This window comes from Paenibacillus sp. M-152 (assembly GCF_003856555.1).
GTDB lineage: Bacteria > Bacillota > Bacilli > Paenibacillales > Paenibacillaceae > Paenibacillus > Paenibacillus polymyxa_C.
This window is the reverse complement of record NZ_CP034141.1, coordinates 1,844,181-1,862,528: the sequence shown is the minus strand read 5'-3', so window position 1 is coordinate 1,862,528 and position 18,348 is coordinate 1,844,181. Positions and strand designations below refer to the sequence as shown.

Annotated in this window: 17 protein-coding genes; 6 read left to right on the top strand and 11 right to left on the bottom strand. The window is 44.4% G+C overall.

The genetic code is table 11. The features are described from left to right. The first annotated feature begins 5 nt into the window (after nt 1-5). Genes EGM68_RS08430 through EGM68_RS08415 form a run of 4 tightly spaced genes read left to right on the top strand, consistent with a single transcriptional unit; the run spans nt 6 to nt 4,173 of the window. Nucleotides 6-1,376, top strand: a complete 1,371-nt coding sequence (locus EGM68_RS08430) for a YheC/YheD family endospore coat-associated protein (RefSeq protein WP_013370328.1) — start codon at nt 6-8, stop codon at nt 1,374-1,376. Next, nucleotides 1,373-2,479, top strand: a complete 1,107-nt coding sequence (locus EGM68_RS08425; protein ID WP_129548998.1) for a YheC/YheD family endospore coat-associated protein — start codon at nt 1,373-1,375, stop codon at nt 2,477-2,479. Before EGM68_RS08430 ends, EGM68_RS08425 begins: the two co-directional genes overlap by 4 nt. A gap of 18 nt (nt 2,480-2,497) precedes the next feature. Further along, nucleotides 2,498-3,013, top strand: coding sequence for a GNAT family protein (locus EGM68_RS08420; RefSeq protein WP_040101724.1), 516 nt, complete (start codon nt 2,498-2,500; stop codon nt 3,011-3,013). After that, nucleotides 2,995-4,173 carry a YheC/YheD family endospore coat-associated protein gene (locus EGM68_RS08415; RefSeq protein WP_025676032.1) on the top strand — a complete coding sequence of 393 codons (1,179 nt, stop codon included), beginning with the start codon at nt 2,995-2,997 and terminating at the stop codon, nt 4,171-4,173. The genes EGM68_RS08420 and EGM68_RS08415 overlap by 19 nt, the downstream gene beginning before the upstream one ends. 101 nt (nt 4,174-4,274) lie before the next feature. Here the strand turns inward: EGM68_RS08415 and EGM68_RS08410 are convergent, their stop codons facing one another. The 3 genes from EGM68_RS08410 to EGM68_RS08400 form a co-directional block, all read right to left on the bottom strand. Next, nucleotides 4,275-4,976: an HAD family hydrolase gene (locus EGM68_RS08410; RefSeq protein WP_016819605.1), complete on the bottom strand. Its 702-nt coding sequence runs from the start codon at nt 4,974-4,976 to the stop codon at nt 4,275-4,277. A gap of 83 nt (nt 4,977-5,059) precedes the next feature. Continuing rightward, entirely contained in the window at nt 5,060-5,722 is a 663-nt protein-coding gene (locus EGM68_RS08405; RefSeq protein ID WP_025676031.1) for a class I SAM-dependent methyltransferase, read from the bottom strand. Between the two features lie 27 nt (nt 5,723-5,749). Beyond that, nucleotides 5,750-8,599 (bottom strand): methyltransferase domain-containing protein, encoded by a 2,850-nt coding sequence (locus EGM68_RS08400; RefSeq protein WP_058711212.1) that lies wholly within the window; start codon nt 8,597-8,599, stop codon nt 5,750-5,752. A gap of 389 nt (nt 8,600-8,988) precedes the next feature. Here EGM68_RS08400 and EGM68_RS08395 point away from each other — a divergent pair, with 389 nt between their 5' ends. Beyond that, nucleotides 8,989-10,065, top strand: coding sequence for a glycosyltransferase family 2 protein (locus EGM68_RS08395; RefSeq protein ID WP_058711211.1), 1,077 nt, complete (start codon nt 8,989-8,991; stop codon nt 10,063-10,065). Between the two features lie 149 nt (nt 10,066-10,214). On the opposite strand, the gene EGM68_RS08390 is transcribed toward EGM68_RS08395, so the two are convergent. The 4 genes from EGM68_RS08390 to EGM68_RS08375 form a co-directional block, all read right to left on the bottom strand. Beyond that, complete coding sequence (locus tag EGM68_RS08390; RefSeq protein ID WP_129548997.1) at nt 10,215-11,045, bottom strand: sugar phosphate isomerase/epimerase family protein; 831 nt, start codon at nt 11,043-11,045, stop codon at nt 10,215-10,217. A 30-nt stretch (nt 11,046-11,075) separates the two neighbouring features. Beyond that, nucleotides 11,076-12,392: an anaerobic C4-dicarboxylate transporter family protein gene (locus EGM68_RS08385; protein ID WP_040101729.1), complete on the bottom strand. Its 1,317-nt coding sequence runs from the start codon at nt 12,390-12,392 to the stop codon at nt 11,076-11,078. 104 nt (nt 12,393-12,496) lie between these two features. Then, the gene (locus EGM68_RS08380) at nt 12,497-13,384 is read right to left on the bottom strand and encodes a fructoselysine 6-kinase (RefSeq protein ID WP_025676026.1); all 888 of its coding nucleotides are present in this window, start codon (nt 13,382-13,384) and stop codon (nt 12,497-12,499) included. A gap of 31 nt (nt 13,385-13,415) precedes the next feature. Continuing rightward, the gene (locus EGM68_RS08375) at nt 13,416-14,390 is read right to left on the bottom strand and encodes an SIS domain-containing protein (protein WP_013370317.1); all 975 of its coding nucleotides are present in this window, start codon (nt 14,388-14,390) and stop codon (nt 13,416-13,418) included. Between the two features lie 284 nt (nt 14,391-14,674). Between EGM68_RS08375 and EGM68_RS08370 the strand changes: the two genes are divergently transcribed. Beyond that, a complete protein-coding gene (locus EGM68_RS08370; RefSeq protein WP_013370316.1) occupies nt 14,675-15,385 on the top strand; it encodes a GntR family transcriptional regulator in 711 nt (236 codons plus the stop codon). Between the two features lie 56 nt (nt 15,386-15,441). On the opposite strand, the gene EGM68_RS08365 is transcribed toward EGM68_RS08370, so the two are convergent. From EGM68_RS08365 to EGM68_RS08350, 4 genes are all read right to left on the bottom strand, one after another. After that, nucleotides 15,442-16,011: a manganese catalase family protein gene (locus tag EGM68_RS08365; RefSeq protein ID WP_013370315.1), complete on the bottom strand. Its 570-nt coding sequence runs from the start codon at nt 16,009-16,011 to the stop codon at nt 15,442-15,444. A gap of 33 nt (nt 16,012-16,044) precedes the next feature. Further along, complete coding sequence (locus EGM68_RS26375) at nt 16,045-16,512, bottom strand: spore coat protein CotJB (protein WP_014599603.1); 468 nt, start codon at nt 16,510-16,512, stop codon at nt 16,045-16,047. Nucleotide 16,513: 1 nt separating this feature from the next. Continuing rightward, entirely contained in the window at nt 16,514-16,738 is a 225-nt protein-coding gene (locus EGM68_RS08355; RefSeq protein ID WP_013370312.1) for a spore coat associated protein CotJA, read from the bottom strand. A gap of 202 nt (nt 16,739-16,940) precedes the next feature. Then, nucleotides 16,941-18,299 carry a hemolysin family protein gene (locus EGM68_RS08350; RefSeq protein ID WP_013370311.1) on the bottom strand — a complete coding sequence of 453 codons (1,359 nt, stop codon included), beginning with the start codon at nt 18,297-18,299 and terminating at the stop codon, nt 16,941-16,943. Nucleotides 18,300-18,348 lie beyond the last annotated feature (49 nt).

The window sequence follows — 18,348 nt, the reverse complement described above, 5'->3', positions numbered from 1 at the left end:
AACAGATGAGTTTAACGCATTGCAATGTGCATTTCTCACAGCAGCCCGACAAGGTGGCGTATATATCCACTGCCTTGTTGAAAAGCCTTAAGTTATCTGGAGCCAAGTCCATTCGTTTGCGACTTGGCAAGGATCAGATTCCCGCAACAGTAAAACCCATTCAGAAGGCGGGACGTCATCTATACTTGACCTCCGGCTTACGCAATGCAATCCGTGTTCCCAAAAGCGGGTCTATCTATTTGCGGAATCTGGACGGAGATGTTCAGCTTGGACCGTTGATTGGAGTATTGTCTGATGCTACTAGCTCCACCACCCGCCCTTTCGGATCACGCACAGGCTTTATTAAGCAACTGTTGAAGGAAGGCAGCAAAAAGTCTTATATTTTTGCCTTCACCCCACGGGATATCAACTGGCAAAATGATACGATTAACGGCTATTTTCTGTCATCCAGCGGGGAGTTTACCCGTAAACTCGTACCTCTGCCGGACGTAATTTATAATCGTTTGCCGAGCCGTCGCTCTGATTTTTCCCCAGCGATCAATCAACTACGCGAACGCTTTTCCCGTAAACGAATTCCTTTCTTTAACTGGAGCTTTTTCAATAAATCCGATATCTATCATTTGCTAGAAAATAATCCAGAGGTTAACCGTTATGTCCCTGAATCCTATATGAATCCTAGCTCTGAACGTATTCGAGGTATGCTGGAGCGGCATCAATTTGCTTATTACAAGCCAAGTAGCGGCAGTCTCGGCAAAGGAATCTATCGTCTGTCCTATGTCCCCAAGCAAGGATACTATGTAAGGTACCGAAAAAAAAATAGCAATGTATTGCTGCGGTTCGCCTCTTTTAATTCCATGCTGAGGATGCTTCACTCCAATAAGGGGCAGACGCTAAAAGGCTACGTCATTCAGCAGGGCATTCAGCTGATCGAGATTGATAATTGCCCGATTGATTTTCGGTTTCATATGCACAAAGACGGTAATAACCAATGGGTCGTCGTTGGCATTGGAGCCAAAAAAGCCGGACGTGGCAGTGTCACGACCCATATCAAAAACGGCGGTTCCCTGATGACACCCGAGCAAGCGCTCGGTCGTGTATTCGGAGACCGGGCGGGTGAAGTGCTGCAACGTGCCAAGAATGTAGCAGTTACACTAGCAGAAGCCATTGAATATCACCACCAGCATCTACTGGGTGAAATCGGATTCGATCTGGGCATTGATCAGGATGAAAAGGTATGGATGTTTGAAGCCAATTCTAAGCCAGGTCGATCCATTTTTCAGCATCCATCGTTGCGTGCGGAGGGTAAAGCATCCGTGGAGCATATTTTGGACCACTGTCTTTACCTCAGTAAATTCCGCAGAAAAGAGGAACTATGAATACCCGGGCGGAGCAAAAACCAGTTGTTGCTGTATTGACAGTGCACGACGATGAACAATTTTTCAAGGGAAATCAGCGAAACTTCAGGGATATTCTTGAAACGGGAACGCGCATGGGTTATCAGGTATACATTGTTACTGTCAGGGACTTGAAACTGACGGATGAAACAGTGAAGGGCTACATCTACAACAAAAACTCACAGATATGGGAGGAACAAAATTTCCCATCTCCACAGGTCATTTATAATCGTATCCCCAACCGTAATTATGAACTTAAAACATCTGTGCGCACAAAGCTGGATGAAATTGCACATGCCTCAGGCGTTGAGCTGTACAATCCAGGCTTTTTTAACAAATGGGAACTGTTCAAATGGCTCCGCACCTCGGAATCCACTCGTCAACTTGTTCCGATTACCAAACGATTAAGCAACCTGTCATCCTTAGGAAAAATGCTGTCTGCATATCCATACCTGTATCTCAAACCAGAAAACGGTAAAGCCGGAAAGGGAATTATGATCCTCAGATTCAACCCAGAGCATCTGATGGCATACAGGTTGACCATTCAACATGACAAAAAAAGCATAACCTACCGATCTGTATCCTTGTCTCGGTTATGGGGACGTATTCGCCGAGAAGCAGGCAGCTCCCCTTATATCATTCAGCAGGGTATCGATCTAGCAACCTATCAGAAAAAGCCCTTCGATTTGCGCATTCTAGTGCAAAAAAATGCCCGTGGCGCATGGAGCATTACCGGAGTAGGTGCCAGACTAGCGGGTAAGGGAAGTATTACAACACATGTTCCGCGCGGGGGAAGTGTGGAGGACCCGTTTATGCTGCTGTCCTCACTCTTTGGACCTGAGGATAGCACAGATTTGCTGAATAAGGTTAAAAGTACGGCCATTCAGATTGCACGTCAAATTGAACGCGCATCCGGTCTTTCTCATGGTGAAATGTCCATGGATCTGGGCGTAGACACACTCGGGACCCTCTGGTTTTTTGAAGCCAATGCCAAACCGATGAAATTCGACGAGCCGGACATCCGTCAAAAATCACTTAGACGTATATTTCAGTACAGCTCCTTTTTGGCCGAACGAATGAAATAATCTCAAGGAAGTGGAATTATGCCGCAAATTAGCGATGTTCAACATTTGCCTGCCCGGAGTTGGGTACTGAGACGACGACAGTTGCTGTTTCTGGCTCGTAGCTCGGGCGGCATGCGCATTACTCGCAATGCTCTGCGGCAGTTGGCTGTTTTAACGCCGGAGCAATTGAACACCCCTGGCTCCTCCCTCCTGTGCGCATATGTGCGCACAGAGAAGGGGCTGCGGATTGCGGGATTTTCCCTCGCTCTGAATTATGGGAAGGATGCTTGCATCGTAATTGTTCGTCCGCTTTACCGGGGCCGCAGACTGGGCGCTAGACTGCTGTCCGCCCAGCTTCAACAGCTGCGCCGTCTGACGTGCAGCGTAGCCACCGACAATATGGCCAGTCTCAAAACCTGTTTTCGTGCTGGACTTATTGCACATGAAATGACGACTGGACCGACGGGGAAGCCCACGCTAATATTTTGTGGGGAGTTATCCGAAGATGAGCAGACGGCAGAGGAAGGTGGAATGCTGTGCCAAAACCTGTCCTAGGCATCATGACTTTGTATTTGAACAGTAAGAAGCAACTGGAGGAACGTGACATATATGAACGCATGATTGCAGAAGGAAAAAGGCTGGGGCTGGATATGTATGTATTCACTCCTGCGGATGTCCATAAGGATCGCAGACTGCTCCTTGCCCAAATCTATGATCCACACAGCGATAAATGGACACGAAAATGGCGAGAATTTCCGGATATGATTTTCGACCGCTGCCGAGTCCAGCGCAGTGAGCGGTATCGTCAATTAAAGAAATTCCGATTGCAGTATACAGACCTTGTTTATTTAAACCGACCGCTGAGTAATAAATGGGCCATTCATCAGCAGCTTGCGAGAAAGGCTGCCTTTCGCCCCCATCTGCCTGCAACAGAGCCGTTCGATGGATTTCATAGTGTAAAGCGAATGCTCAAACAGAATTCACTAGTATACCTCAAGCCAATTAACGGCACGGGAGGCCGCGGCATTTTACGCATTGAGCCTGTTAACAAGCAGAGCGGCCTGTATCTGATTGAGGGACGCAATCGCAAGCGCCATATTATTCCTCAGCAGCGGGTACGTCTGGATCGTCTGGAGCCGCGTCTGAGCAGCTGGAACATGGATAACTACATTGTTCAGGAAGGCATTCCTGTGCAGTTGCCGAATGGCAGGGTCCATGATTACCGTATGCTGGTACAGAAAAATAGCCAGGGAGTATGGGAGCTAACGGGATGTGCCGGGCGCATCGGGGCACATCGGAGTGTCACTTCCAACCTACATGGCGGAGGCAAGGCAGTGCCGATGAAGCAATTGCTGACGCAATGGATTCGTGATGAAGACCAGAGAGAGAAAATCATCAAGCAAGGGGAAAAGCTCGGACTGGACATTGCTGCGTATCTGGAAGAAAGCTATGGGGCATTATGTGAGCTTGCGCTCGATTTGGCAATCAATAAGGACGGTCATATCTACGTGCTCGAAGTCAACCCGAAGCCGGCTCGCGAGGTATTTTCACGCATTGGCGAAAAAGAAACCTATCGTCGTGCCATCACCAAGCCCATGGAATACGCCCTGTGGGTCTACCACACTCAGATTAATCCGAAGCCGCAGACGGAACAGAAAGCAGAAGAACAAACAGAAGATAAGACAGAGAGTAAAGCAAAGGAAGGCTCCGCCTAAGTGGCTGCCTTCCTTTGTTTTGTTATCGCCCAACATCGTTTGCATGTATTATTTATATGATACGCCACAGCTATTTATAACTCTTATCTGTGCTTTCACAGTTACTCGGCGTTTTTATAAAGCGTAAGCAGCTGGGTAAAGTCCGTAATAATCGCATCGGACCCTTCCAACTCATCATTCACACCAAATCCAGCGTAAGCACAGCCGATCACGGTCTGTCCGTTCTTTTTACCAGCTTCCACATCGGAGGAACGATCTCCGACCATCCATACATTCGAAATATCGTGCTTGCTCAACAGAATTTCTAGCAAATTCACTTTGGAAAGCGTACTGTACTCCCCAGCGCTGTACAGTCCTTCAAAAATAGGAACCATTTCATACGCAGCAGCAATCCCCTTTACGTAATCCTCCAGCCCGTTACTGGCTACGAATAATCGGACACCTTGCTCATGAAGTGCCTGGAGTGTTTCTTTTACATGTGGATACAGAGCATGACTTCCATTCTTCAACCCCTCCAGCTCCAGCTGAAGCAACAACTCGTCCGCTCTTCTGTGAGCTGCTTCACTGGCTTCTGGCATTACTCTTCTCCAGATTTCATCCAGCAGCATACCCAAACTATTCAAAATAAGCTCCTCCGGAGGAGTCTCTCCTTCATAAAGCCCTTCGGCGCGCAACGTATCAAACAGCTTGTGATACGCAGGAAGCAGCAGCGTCTCCGTCTGAAAAAGTGTACCGTCCATATCAAATACCATAGCCTCAGGTTTCTTCAACACAGGTGCATTGTTCATGTAGTTATCAGTCATTCCTTTCCTATGTAAGTTTACACTCCGACCCCTCTCATGATAAGCAATAAGAGAGGTCCGTGTAAACCTCATTGCGCATACCGTTAACTCTTATATTTTTTTAGAACGGTCCTAAAACAATGTAATCCGCCCCACATATCTGTGTGTAGAGCTCCCCGTGGAAGCTTAAGATCCACACCACTCCAATACGAAAATCCCGCTTGTTCTATCCATTGTTCCATCGCTGAAAGATCTACTGTAGGGTAATCAAACGTCAACAGAAGCATTCCGTCATCCCGTAAAGTTCGATGAAATTCACGCAAGGCTGCCAAAGATTCATCGGGCGTTAAATGCTCCAACACTGAAATACATACAATTTTGTCAAAACTGGCATCCTCATAGGGCAGGGCGGTCAGATTGGCATGGGCGGAGTGGAGCCGAACCGGTAAAATCTCCTGAATGCGCTCAGCGGCCTCCTCTCCAATATCCCGCCGCACCTCGGCCAAGATAGCATCTACAGAAACGATTCGTATATCCAGATCGCAGGCATAGACCTGAGCGCAACGGCGGGCCAGCTCAAATTTGAATGGATGAGGGATACCACATGCCGCGTCCAATACTGTATCTTGCCCAGACATAAATTGGAGACACCACTCATACTCATAAGGACGACTCCACCAGCTTTGAGGGAGTCTGTAAATCATGTTGGACGAGTTGGGATCAGAATATACAAAAAAGCGAGACAGATACGGGTCAGCCATATTCATGAATGTAGCCTCCTCCTTTGGAGATGTTTAGATTACTCTTGCTACACAGCATAATTCATGACCCCGTTTCTCGCCTTGAAGCTTAGCCAACAATCCCATTTGTTCTGTAAAGGCAAGCTCACCGTACAATGGATGTGCTTGCAGCAAGGCATCCAAACCAGCAGGAAGCTGGCGGGTGAACAAAGCCACCGGACGCAAGCCGGACTTTTCCAGCAAGAGCGTCAGCGTATGATCTGAATAATGGTACAAATGATCTTCCTCCGTAAATAAAGGTGAATGAACGCCGTAAGCCTCGTTGGTAAACGAGTTTTTATTGGGCACCGTAATATATAACGTTCCGTCAGGTTGAAGCTGTTCGCATAAATCCGTCAAAAATGCGACTGGGTCCGCGATATGCTCCAGCACATGCCAGCATGCGATGGCTTCGTATGGGTGCTCCAAAGATAAGTCCAGTTCTTCCTCTAAACTTTCGGCCTCAATCCCTTCCTGAGCTTCATGAGCTTGGTGAATTTCCACTTCCACAGATTGTTGTGTTTGAGCATCTAATTCTGTTTCACCGTTCCAATAGCCGGGTAATAAATCTACCTCATATTTGCTTTTGGCGTAGGCACGCGAGTCACTGGACGGCTCAATGCCCACTGCATTCCAGCCAGCTTGAAGGGCAGCATGGATAAATTCTCCGGTGCCTGAGCCAATCTCTAGCAATTTTCCTTTTCTGGGACTGAACATATCGAGCAACATAAGTCCAAAAAGAGCATGATCCCCATAGGTGGACGCCGCTGCACTATCCCGCATAGCAACCCAATTGGCATTATAAATCTCTGCTATCATTTCCTCAGACTGAATATGATCCACATCCTTACGAAAAACCAATCCACAGGAGCCGCATCCCATCAAGGTAAAGCGTTGATAATCATGAAATACTACCGTGTCAGATGAGCCACACAGTTTGCATTTTACACTCTGCTCTGCTCCTTTCCCCTTCTCCGTAGCATAAAAGGTGTCCTTGGTTTCACTTTTTATTTGTGGTTCGGGTTTGTTCATAACCTGTACACTGGCCACCTTGGCGACATCCGAGGCGTCCACCTGATGGGCAGGTTCATATTCTGGTGTAGGTTCTTTTTCTGTATTTTTGTTGTCCTGATCCACCCAGAGCGTGAGTTGTGGGTTCGAGTCCAGAATTGATTCATATTGCTCTTTCCATCCATAACGAGCACTTGGGTCAAGCAGCTGGTACCGCTCAAATTTAGCCATGCGAATAGCAGGTGTATACCAACCCCAATGCTGAATACGGTAGTTGCTGATCTCTGTGGGAAGATCAAGTACATTTTCGGGTAATCTCCCACAGTGCAAGGACTGCTCCCTCCATTTATAAGGGAACCCTTCTTTATATCGAATTAAAAAAGGACGGTAATACCGATGAGCCTGCCAATATTCATCATCACGGTAATGCGTGGAAGACCACATATCAAACAACCTGAAACAAATCGTATCCGCTGTCGTTCCCGCTAACAAAGAATGGACCCCTTGGGCAAAGCGGGATTCGAACATTTCGTCAGCATCCATGCTTAATATCCATTCGGGAGAGGAAGCCAATGTTTCTCTCCACTGCTGCTTTCGCAGTTCGACTTCATTGGTAAAAGAGGGTGTTTCATTGCGGATCAGACGCAGTGGGATTCCTTGTAAGATTTCCCGGCACAACTCTCCGCTATCGTCATGACTACCATCATCAATAATGACTGCTTCATCAATGTATTTTCGGTGGCTCAGCAGCACGTCTGTAAGCTTGTGATCTGCCTCATTGTATACCGTCATGGTCAGCGTCAATTTAGGATTAGAGACAGGCGGTGTATAAAGCTCACTTTGTCGTGGACCAGTGAACGTTGGTGGTACAACAAACGAATCCGCTGTGTACTTGGCAAAGACAGCAGTTTCGTGGAGATGATCGGGTATAACTGGAGGTTCAGGGAACTTAGGGGTTCTTGAAGATGCTGAATGATTGAAGGCTGGAGAGCTTGGAGAAGTATCGGAGTGTTCCGCATGTGTTACTTGCTCTGAATGGTTCGATGTAAAATATTTTAGGGTGAATAATAGCTGTTCTGCCTTCATTCGATCGGCTTCCCGATATAGATGCATTGCCGGATAGTGTGTGTCTACAAAAAGTGGAAATCCATATGCAGCCGCCCGAATACAAAAATGTCGATCTTCTCCCCAATAAGAAACGTTTTTGATTTTGCCAAAATGAATTCCTGCTTCCAGCGCCCGTCTGCGGATTAAGGTGCAAGCGCCTAGACCACCCACCTCATACAAACCAGGAATATGCAACTGGTGTATAAAATGCAACTCACGTTGCGCTCGCTCCTCTTTCGACAACACTTCGCCATCTTCACGGTGAAACAAGTTATATTCATCACTGACCCACACTTGAGGCAATAACGGTCCTTCCGGTTGCCAACGTGTCCAGAAAATCTCTGATACGATGTCCTTCTCCGTCTCCACCAGCCTGCACAAGGTACGAGAATGGAGAACCAGGTCTGAATCGACCAGAAACAACGCGTCATAATTGTGCTGAAGGGCATATTCAATAAGACGATTTTTAAAGCCAGCCACTTTCCAGACGAGAGCAGGCGGCCAATAATGAGTGTGCTCATCACTACGATTCTCCACTTGCTGCGAGCCTGTTAACAAGGGCAAAACCCGACCCGGAAGCCGATTGGAAAATTCAACTAGCCACTGACTTGAAATCGGATTGTCATTATCATCGACAAACAAATAATCCGGTAGCACGTCAGGTGTCTCCAGGCGCTCCAAGGCTTGAAGAAACAAAGACAAAATTTCCGGCTTCTGGTGCACCGGGCTGCCGATTAGTATACGCATGTGTCAACGCCTCCATCAGGCGGAAGCCTCATAACCGTTCCCCTCCATGTCCTAACGCATACCATAATTGCGACCAAGCGATTGGGAGTGAGCGTGGTATGAATGGACTTACACCTGGAAATATCATTGAAAACGACAACAATACAAAATACAATCTCCCCATTCAACGATAAAACCCATCCTGTCGCACGTCCTAACCCGGAATGTCACGCACATCGTTCAATCCATTCTCTCCCCCCAAACATCCAACTTGATTTTCTAATTTATTAGAACAGAACTGAATTTATGATCATCATCTCCTCTACACGTTCCATCCGAATTCTACATAATGAGCAAGCTATCCTAATAAAATGGAAATTAAACCAAGTTATTTTGGGGGGACAAAGAGCATGGTAACTGTCAGCTTATGTATGATTGTTAAAAACGAAGAAGAAGCCCTTCATACCTGTCTGAAATCAGTCCATGACCTGGTGGATGAAATCATTATCGTTGATACTGGATCTACCGATAGAACCCAAGAGGTCGCTGCAGCATTCAACGCTCGGATATACAACTTTGAGTGGTGCGATGATTTCTCCGCTGCTCGCAATTATGCGTTTGATCAGGCCACGCAAGAATATCAATTTTGGCTGGATGCCGATGACATACTGGAAGAAAAAGATCGACTATCCTTTCTCACCTGGAAAAAACAAGCCACCCTCTCTTATGACAGCATTACAATGGATTATGTACTTTCCGTAGATGAACAAGGACAGCCGTTGTATAAGCTCAAAAGAAACCGAATTGTACGGCGTGATCGCAGATTCAGATGGACCGGATTTGTTCACGAGTTCCTGAATGTAACAGGCAGCATCTTTCACAGTAATATGGCGGTGACTCATAACAAGACACGCGCTTATACTGACCGTAATTTGCACATATATCTCAAACATCGGGAGCAGGGTACCGTATTTTCTGAACGAGATCACTACTACTTCGCCAATGAATTATATGATAACGGGCGCACGCTAGAAGCCATTCAGCAGTACGAACATTATCTAGGGCTAAATCAAGGATGGATAGAAGATCGGATTGCTGCTTGCTTTAAGCTTGCGGATTGCTACAATCGTCAAGGACAAAAACAGGAGCAACGTATGGCTTTGCTCCGCACACTTACCCTCGATGTACCACGCGCTCAGTTCTGCTGTGTTTTCGGCAATTTGTTCATTGAAGATGAACAATATGCTCAAGCCATTTATTGGTTTCGTCAAGCGACGCTGATCGAGCCCCTACAAGATGTAATGGCCTTAACCAATTCGTCGTACTATACCTGGTTTCCACACTTGCAATTATGCCTGTGTTATGACCGAATCGGTGACATCGAAAAGGCAAAATCGCATCATCGCATAGCTCAGTTGCACCATCCTACTCATCCAAGTGTTTTATATAACGAACAGTATTTTGCACAACTAGAGCAGCAGAAATAAGGAAGACGAACAATGGCTAAAGGCAGGGACCTGCCAGTTCACGTTCGGGTTTTCCTGCTCCAGAGTTAATACCCATGCTAGGCGCACTTAAAAAAGTCGATTCCTTCTGGGAATCGACTTTCTTGGTTTGAAAGTCGCTCGTTTTTATATCATTCCAGGTGTTTTTCGAACCACGTGAGCGAATCCTTCAGGGCTTTTTCCGGATTCATAACATACCTTCTATCCAATAATTCCAGACCTAGATATCCCTTATAATCTATACTGTTAAGTTCCTTTAACACTTCCATCATTGCTAATTTTCCTTCTCCGGGCACCAGATGTCCTCCAGGATTACCATCCACAAAATGTACATGCATTAAATTATTTCTCAGTTCCCTTATAAAATCATGAATGGTATCCTTTCCTGTAGTTTCCATCACATCTGTATCCGCTAAACCTTTTAAATAAGGACTCCCAACTTCTTTTATCATCTTGGAAATGTGCTCGACTCTATTAAACACCTGTGTGGTAAAAGAGGTAAAAGCCTCCATAGGAAGGTAAATCCCCTCTTTTTCTGCTGTTTTACATATTTCGCCTAAAGATTCTCTGCACCATTTCCACATTTCTGTCTCATCAACATCCAAGTATGCGATGCCTGTGGTCACCAACACTTTGTCACATTCCAGCAAAGATGCAGCTTCGATATGCCGGCAAAAAAACTCTACACTTCTCTTTCTATACTCCGGATCAGGATGGCTGATGCTTACCGGGTAGACATACTGCTCAGGGGTAAGGCAGATCGTCTTTAACCCTCTTTCTTTTACTTTTTTATTTAATTTTTTTATATCCTGATACGTAAAATAGTCTAAATGGAAATGTGGACCTGAAGCCCACAATTCAATATTATGGAATCCCAGCCTTGCAACAGAATCTAAAAAATACTCCATAGAATATCTTTTATAATGATAGTTTGCAGCCGCAATTTGTGAGATCTGTATCATAATAATTAGATACCTCCTTTTTACACAACGCTATATTAAAACGCTTCCAAGTAAAGTAGCTAATATTACAGATAAAATAATATTAATCATTCCAGGTATCATAAAACTGTGGTTCAATACATATTTACCAATTTTAGTCGTACCCGCTGTATCAAAAGATATCGCAGCAAGACACTGAGCAGATACTGGTAAAAAGAAGTTTGCATTTACAGCCATCCAGGCTCCAATTATGATGTAGGTAGGCAAATCAAGTGCGATGGCAATAGGTATCATAATTAATGTCGTGACACCTTGACTTGTAGTTAAAGCAGCAACGATAAACATGATAACGGCAAGCATCCACGGGTGACTATTTACAATCGTAGCAACATGATCTTGAATAAAAGCGCTTTGTCCGTTAATAAAGGTACTGCTCATCCAGGCTAACCCAAAGGCACAGACCATAGCCAGCGCCCCTGCCCTAAATATGGGTCCGTTAAGAATCGTTTCAATCGCCGGACGGCATACGATAATAATCATAGTAGCGCAGACTAGCATAATCATTTCAATGGTATGCGGCATTGATAGACTAGTAACCTCGCCATTCAGCACCCAGGATGGACGCAGCTGAGTAAACATGCCCATAATAACAATGGCTAAAACCCCCATCAAAAAGAGAACAACTGCGGCTTTCGCTCCTTTTGAAGTTTCTTTTTTCTCAGCCTTCTTTTCTGATTTTTCAATTAAGCCTTCTGCCAATCTATGCAAATATTCCGAATCTTCAGATAATTCTTTCCCTTTACGCAACGTGCACACCGCACTTGTAATGACACCTAAGAGTGTAGCAGGTATGGAAATGGCCAAGATAGTTCCCAAACTTACTCCAAGGGGTGACATAAATCCAATCATAGCAGCAGTAGCTGCTGAAACCGGTGAGCAAGTTACTGCCTGCTGGGAAGCAATGATACTATTTGAAATGGGTCTTTCCGGCCTGATATCATTATCAATGGCAAGCTTATTGATAATAGGCAATAAACTATATACGACATGCCCGGTTCCTGATAAGAAGGTAAATAACCAGGATATGATTGGAGCTATTATTGTAATATTCTTAGGTGACTTACTAAGCATTTTCTCTGCAATCTGGACGAGTAAGTTAAGTCCGCCTGAAGACTGCAGCGCAGAGGCAGCCAATACAACCGCTAAAATGATCAGCATCACATCAATGGGAGGAGCCGCTGGTTGGACATGAAAGATAAATACAAAAATCGCTACGCCCACTCCACCGAGCAAGCCCATAAAAACATCGCCAACTCTAGCGCCGAAGAAAATGAGTAAAAAGATGATCAATAGCTCAAACCAAAACATAAGAATTCTCCCTTTTTTTGATTTTACGAACTTTACCGATCTTTCATTATCTACAAGGGCGTAGCCGCCCTTTACTGAATACGCTTACAAAATTCTTATCATGCTTATTCTTCCGAGTCCAAACAACGAATGGGTGTGCCGTAGCCAAAAGCTCCGTTTATCTGGCATATTTTAGCCGCAAAAACCGCTCCTTTTTCCATGCTTGCTTTGATACTCCGAAGCATATCCTCATCTTCATCGTAGAAAATCTTGCCGGCATTAGAACTTCTAATCATCTCTACAATAAAAGCGGTTATATAAGAGTCACCCGCTCCCATCGTATCCACGGTATCCGTCAATACCGCCGGCTGGTGCATCCATTGATCTTTATAGAGAGCAACTGATCCATTTTCTCCCACAGTTCCAATCACTATTTTAGAACCGAATTTCTGTGCTTTTAGCATTTCTCTTTTTCTTTCACTTTCCGTTAAATGACTGCATGAAAGGAATGAAATGTCCGCATACCGGCATATTTGTTCCAAATATTCATCATTCCAGCGTACCGAGAAATCATAGGAGATAGGCACATTCGTTATTTTTAATGTTGCGAGATCCTGCTCTATATAGCTATTTAAACTGGTATGAATTACGGAGAAATTTTTAATGTAGTTCAAGTCATTTTCCGTAAAGTCCCATGCCTTTTCCTTTGCAATACCGCCTTTATTGGAGCCCAGAAATACACGATCACCGTCTTCCAATGTAACCCGCGCATACCCATTTTCCCCTTCAAAAATCCGGCAATGGTTACGTTCTATCCCTAAATCGTCTATAACCTTTTGAATATACTGAGCTATATGATCATTACCAAACTTACCTAAATAAGATGCCTCCATACCACACATTCTGGCATACGCACAAAAGTTCAAGGCATTTCCACCAGGGTACATCATACCCTGGTGGACATATTTATCTACTACATTGTCACCAATGCCAATAACCTTATATTGTTCCATAAGAATATCCCCTCTAAAGGTTGCTAAAAGATTAATATTCAACCTTCCACATATATCTACGAGTTGTAAGCGGATGCGCTCTTTCAATGGCCAAAGCTTGGTTATAAACGGGGTAAACATTATTAAATAGAGAATGATTGAAGTAATCAACCACAGAGCTGTCAATGGTAGACAGTCCCAAATCCTTTGCGTCTAAAACCTCTACTCTCTTGGTATAACGGTTAAGGAACTTTAACGCTCTTTCATCTAAAGGTCGGGTACTTCCTTCAGAGACCTGAATGACAAATGGTATTTCAGCATCAGTAATCTCAAATGGTCCATGGAAATATTCACCTGAATGTATGCTGGAAGAGTTAATCCATTGCATCTCCATAAAAATGCAGATGCTTTGCATATAGGCAGCCCCGTAGCCAGCTCCGCTTGCCATGGTGTAGATTACGGAATCATCTTTATGATTTTTCGCAAAAGCCAGCGCACGCTTTTCCACGTGTTTGCATGCATTTTTAACAATTCGATCTATTTTTCCTACTCCGTCCAGGAATTTTTCATAATGCTCATATCCCTCAGTCTGATTTAATACCTCTACCGCCGTCATTAGTGCTTTCATGGTTTTCTCGCGGGCAATATCTTTGCCATCCCCAAATGTGTACTTCACCACATAGTCTGCTTGTTCTGTAATAGGAGAATCTTCAACCCATGTTAATGCAATAACTGGAACTCCTGCTGTTTTACCTAATTCTGCGGCCTTCACAGTCTCTGGTGTATTACCTTTATGTGATGCCACTACCAGTACTGAATTTTCTCCAAATGCTCTAGGTGTGTTATGCACAAACTCATTACTGGTATAGAGACCTACCTTAACTTCCTTTGCTTCTTTTTCAAGAAATGTTTTTGCAGGATAAAAAGCACCATAAGAACCACCGCAAGCTACATAATATACCTGCTTTATACCGCCAGCCTCTTGTTTATTTGCTAAAATTTCTTCAATAATTTTTTTGATTTCCATTATCATTTCCTCCTTGTATGATACATTTTCTTGTTTTTCATTCCACACCGGTGTATGTATTGGAATGTTATAAAGAAACAATAACACAAAACAATACATTAGGCAATAACACTTTACTACTTTTTCTAGAGTACTGCTTCAATTCCCCCGATTTTTAAAGGATAAACCCCATATTGCAAGGGCTTACAAGCTATTCATAAATTGTATATGCTGTTATAATATAAGCATGCTGATATAAAACAATATAATACATTTATAAAAACTTGATTTGGAGGTTGAACTGCATGATTGATCATTCAGAATCTTCACCGTTATATAGACAGCTGCAAGAAAAAATTTTAGATTCCATCCACAACGGTACCCTAAAACCAGGAGACAAACTCCCTACAGAATTAGAATTAAGTGAAACCAATAATGTGAGTCGTGTAACTGTCCGTGCGGCACTTGATTCACTTACCTCTGAAGGTTACTTGGTACGGATTCCGGGAAAAGGAACATTTATTACAAAAGATAAAATCAAAAAAAATGTCGTAGAGACCATTGGATTTAGCGATACTTGTAAATTACAAAATAAAGTGCCTGGTGCAAAAGTAATAAAATGCGTGATTGAAGATGCTACAGCATCAGATCAGGAACATTTAGGTTTAATGCCAGGGGATAAAGTAATCAATATAGAAAGAATCAGGTATGCTGACAATGTGCCGGTATCTGTAGAGTATTCACGTTTCCCTTCTTCTTTTTCTTTTTTGTTACAAGAGGATTTAAATAATATATCTCTTTATGATATTTTAAAAAATAAACACAAGATTACATTTGGAATATCAAGAAAATATATAGTTATGGAATTTGCCTCTTTTGATGTAGCCACCTATTTAAATATTGAGGAAGGCTATCCTCTGCTGTGTATTAAAAGTACCGTTTGTAATCCAGACGGCCAAAAAATCCATCGTTCCAAGCAGTTGATATTAGGGGATAGGTTCGAGTTGATTGTTTAAGATTATAAACAGAAAGGCCACCTGCATTTGCAGATGGCCCTCCCTACTAAATTCCCTTAAAATACTTTCTTCCGGTCTCTTTCCCCTTTCAAAATTTCTACTGACTCACGGAAACGCAGCGAATGAATCACCTCACGTTCACGCAGAAACTTTAAACTATCCTGCAAATCCACATCATCTGTCAAATCAATCAGCCACTGGTATGTAGCTCGCGCCTTTTCCTCTGCCGCAATATCCTCATATAAATCCGCAATGGGATCGCCTTTGGCTTGAATATAGGTCGCGGTAAAAGGAACCCCCGCCGCATTTTCATAAAATAACGCACGATCATGTGCCGCATAATGTTCGCCCAGACCAGCCGCTTTTAATTGCTCCACACTCGCATCCTTCGTCAGCTTGTAAATCATCGTTGCAATCATCTCGAGGTGGGCAAATTCTTCCGTCCCGATGTCATTCAGTACACCAATCACTTTATCCGGAATGGTATACCGCTGATTCAGGTAACGCAAAGCTGCTGCGAGCTCTCCATCCGCTCCCCCGTACTGCTCCATAAGCAACTTGGCCATGTGAGGGTCGCATTTGCTGACACGTACAGGATATTGCAGCTTTTTCTCATATACCCACATTCATGTTCCTCCTTTATTAAAGGTTGTACCTGCTTATACCTGCCACGGCCAAGGCGCTTGACTCCACTCCCAAGGATACTTGGAATAAGCGCGACCAAAATTTTGCAAAGGCCCATATAGGAGCTGGTACTCGTTGGCAATCGCCGTTCTTTCCTGTGTTAGCTTGTTGAACTGTTCGATGGCCTGCAAATCATCCGGGTGTGTATCCAAATACAAATTCAGCTCTACCAAGACAAAATCCACCGCTTGGAGCTTCTCCAATAGCGCATAAAACTGGGCATCAACTGGCTTGGTTTGAGATGTATAGCCCTGAGCCGGGGGGATAGCTTGACTATAACCCTGGGCTTGGTTTTGGTACTGGTTCTGAGATGGATATGGACTCTGAGATGGATACGAATTTGAAAAAGGGTTTTGAGACTGATTCGGCGGTTGTTGACCACTCTCATACTGAACTTGCTGCTGAAATTGATTTGGGGACTGACCCTGATTTGGATTCTCCATATTATTCGCCTCCCCCCTGGTTTCTCCTAGGCTCATAAGGACTGAAAAGCAATGGCCATAGCGTTCCTTTCGTCAGCGCCTCTTCTGGACTGAATTGCGGCAGACCAGGGGGCTGAAATTGTATAAACAAGTTTGGCGGAAGCACATAAGTCTTGCATAGAATGGGCGGACACGGATCGAACGGGCCGACAAACGGGGCATACTGACCTTGCTGTGGAAATTTCACGGGCCGGGACCTCCTTTAATTGATCCATCTGCTTTACTATTCAACATATGCCGCATCGCCCAAGTCTCGAACAAAAAAATGGGTTCAAAGAAATAAAATTCAAAAAGAGCTTTTAAAACCACGATAATGTGGATTTAAAGGCTCTTTCTTCAGCACTCTATATAACTTACATATCTGAACTAATTATACCTATCTCTGTGGATCAGGACTCCTCATCGCTAGAAAGATTATCTTCATTGACCAGATCAGGTTTGCGGTGAATTTTCACTCTCATGATGCGAAGCCTTGTTGCTTCCTCCACTTCAAAGGTCAGATTATAAAACTCTATTTTCTTCCCTTTCACCGGACTGCCTTCTAATTCCTTGAACAGCCAGCCTCCGATGGAGTCCACCTCGTCGTCTTCAATGTTCACTCCAGTCAAATCATTCACATCCTCAATGAGCATACGACCGTCCACAGAGATGAAGTCTTCCTTCATTTCCACGCTTGGACGTTCATCTTCAAACTCATCATAGAGATCCCCGACGATTTCCTCCAGAATTTCCTCCGCTGTCAGCAGACCGGCGGTTCCGCCGTATTCATCCACCACGAGAGTCATTTGGGAGTGCTTTTTCTGCATAAGGCGCAGCACATGACTTACTTCCATAGACTCAGGCACATTCAGAATTGGACGCACCACTGAGGCCAGATCCAGTTGTTCGCCCTGCTCGGCTAACAGAAGATCTGTAATATGAACAAAACCGATAATCTGATCTTTATCCTCAACCGCTACCGGGTAACGGGAATGCTTGGTTTCACTGATAATCTTCAGATTTTCCTTAAACGACAAATTCGTGTACAAGCAATCCATATCCGTACGCGGCAACATGATTTCACGAGCAAGCAAGTCGGAAAAATCAAAGATATTATCCATCAGTTTGATTTCATCCTTATCGATTACACCGCTTTTGGCGCTCTGATTCATCAATATACGGATCTCTTCCTCCGAATGTGCCGCTTCGGCTTCACTGGCCGGCTGAATGCCGAATGCCCGTAACAGCATGTTTGCGGCAGCATTCAACACCCAGATTACAGGGAGAAAAACCTTATAAAAAAGCAGCAAGGGCGCCGATAAAAACAACGCTACTCCTTCGGTCTTTTGAATCGCCAAAGACTTGGGAGCCAGTTCGCCCAATACAATATGCAAAAAAGTAATTACGCAAAATCCGACGACAACGGATACCGTTGTAATCAGTGTACCGTCAGTTACACCGAGTTTGTGCATGAGTGGCTCTATCAGGTAGCCGGATATTGCTGGCTCACCAATCCAGCCTAGCCCCAATGAAGCCAGCGTAATGCCCAATTGGGTGGCAGACAGATAAGCATCCAACTTTTGGTTCACCTTTAGCGCATAGCCTGCCAGGCGATGCCCCTCACTTTGGAGCTGCGTCAATCGGGATTGGCGCATTTTGACCAGCGAAAACTCTGCGGCCACAAAGACACCATTTAGAAAGACAAGCAGCAGTACCAAGAAGAGATTCACCCCTAGCAATCCCCAATGAAACTCGGTATGACCATCCAATACGAACTCCCCATTTCTTTAGTTAGCATTTTGCACCATTCGACTTGCA